Origin of the sequence: Microcoleus sp. K1-B1, assembly GCF_036704705.1 — a bacterium.
Lineage (GTDB): Bacteria > Cyanobacteriota > Cyanobacteriia > Cyanobacteriales > Microcoleaceae > Microcoleus.
Genome location: NZ_JAUBSH010000196.1, coordinates 1 through 1,748, shown reverse-complemented (window position 1 = coordinate 1,748; position 1,748 = coordinate 1). Strand labels below are relative to the sequence as shown.

At 51.8% G+C, this 1,748-nt stretch carries 1 protein-coding gene; it reads right to left on the bottom strand.

Translation table 11 applies throughout. The annotated features are described in order from the left end of the window. Positions 1–1,748, bottom strand: a 1,748-nt coding sequence (locus QUA83_RS30355; protein WP_333297924.1) for a calcium-binding protein, incomplete at both ends; no start/stop codon positions are given.

Below are 1,748 nucleotides of genomic sequence, written 5' to 3'. Positions count from 1 at the left end.
AGCAGCGTGCCATTCGCCATCGAGTTAATTTGCAAACTCTCAAAACTCAAACCACCCGCCAGGACAAACTTATCAGTTCCTACAGAAAAATTGAGCACTGTATCAATACCACTATTAGCGCTTAACACAAAGTGATCATTGCCAATACCCCCAATCAAAGTATCATCTCCCCCATCCCCAAACAGCCAGTCATCCCCTGCACCCCCATTGAGAATATCGCTATCTTTCCCACCGTAAATAGTGTCATTACCCTCATCACCATTGAGAGTATCTTGACCTTCATTGCCATATAACAAATCATCGCCACTACCACCAGTAATACAGTCTTGCTGACCGTTTTCACCCACAGCGCCTCGTTCATTTTGCCCGCGATCGCCACTAATGGTATCATTACCTTCATCGCCACACAAAATATCGCTGCCATCATCGCCGTAAATCAAATCCTCCCCAGCATCTCCTTGTACTACATCATCATCCTTACCTCCACGAAGCGTATCGTTACCAGAACCCCCACTCAAAGAATCGGAACTCTCACCCCCACCCTGAAAATCATTTCCATCTCCTCCAAATAGCAAGTCGCGGCCATCCACATCGGACACTAACTCGTTTTGCAAACTACCATAAAGCGAATCATCCCCCTCATCCCCGACAATGGTATCGGCACCGAGTTCGCCCCAAATCCGGTCATTGTCTTTGCCACCGTAAACTAAGTCATTACCTTTGCCGGCAAAAATGCTATCGTTACCGCTGCCACCGCCGATGATATCGCCGGTGTCGTTACCGAAAATTAAGTCCGCTTCATCAGTCGCAATTGTGCTGCCTGATTGAGTACCGTAGTCGCCGATGATGGTGTCGGAACCTTGATTGCCGTAGAGAGTATCCGAGTCAGTTTCGCCAAAAATACGATCGCCCGCTTTGCCTCCAAACAGCAAATCCCGTCCGTTGCCACCTCGCAAGGTGTCCTCTTGTTCTTGGCCGTGAAGTAAGTCGTTGCCCGAGCCTCCTGTCAGCAAATCGAAGCCGTCGGGGTCGCTGTCTAAGGAGTTGAGTACCCCACCAAACAGAGAGTCGTCTCCGTTGTCGCCGGTCAGGGTGTCGGGGCCTTTGTCACCCCAAATCTGGTCGTTGTCGATGCCACCGTAAGCGATGTCAGGGCCTTTGCCGGAGTAAATGGTGTCGCTGCCTTGAGTGCCTGAAATGGCGTCGCCGGAATCACCGCCGAAAATTAGGTCGCTGTCGTTGTCGGTTAAGTCGATGTTGTTGCCGTTGTCGCCGACGATGGTGTCTGCACCGCGATCGCCGTACAATGTGTCGGAGTTGCGATCACCAAAAATGCGATCGTTGTCTTTGCCTCCAAATACGGCATCGGTGTGTTTGCCGCCGTAAACGATGTCGTTGCTTCTACCTGCTGCGATGAAGTCTCGCTGTTGTTCGCTGAAGATGAGATCGCTGCCGCCTTCACCTAATACTGTGTCGTCGCCACGGAGGGAGAGAAATAGTTGGTTGGTTTCGTTTCCTGTTAAGGAATCGTTTCTCTCTGTTCCGATGCTGGTGTTTTGGATGTTGATGAGTTGGGCGGCGTTGGAGTCGAAGTTGAGTATGGGCTCTGGCTGGGGGGGGATAAATGTGATCAGAGGGGGCTGGGGTAGGGGGTCGCAACCGCAACTGGTATCGGGTTCGGCTACTGGGTTGAATATGGGGGTTGCTTGCGGGGCGGGTGTTGGTTCGGGTGTTGGTTCGGGGGCTGG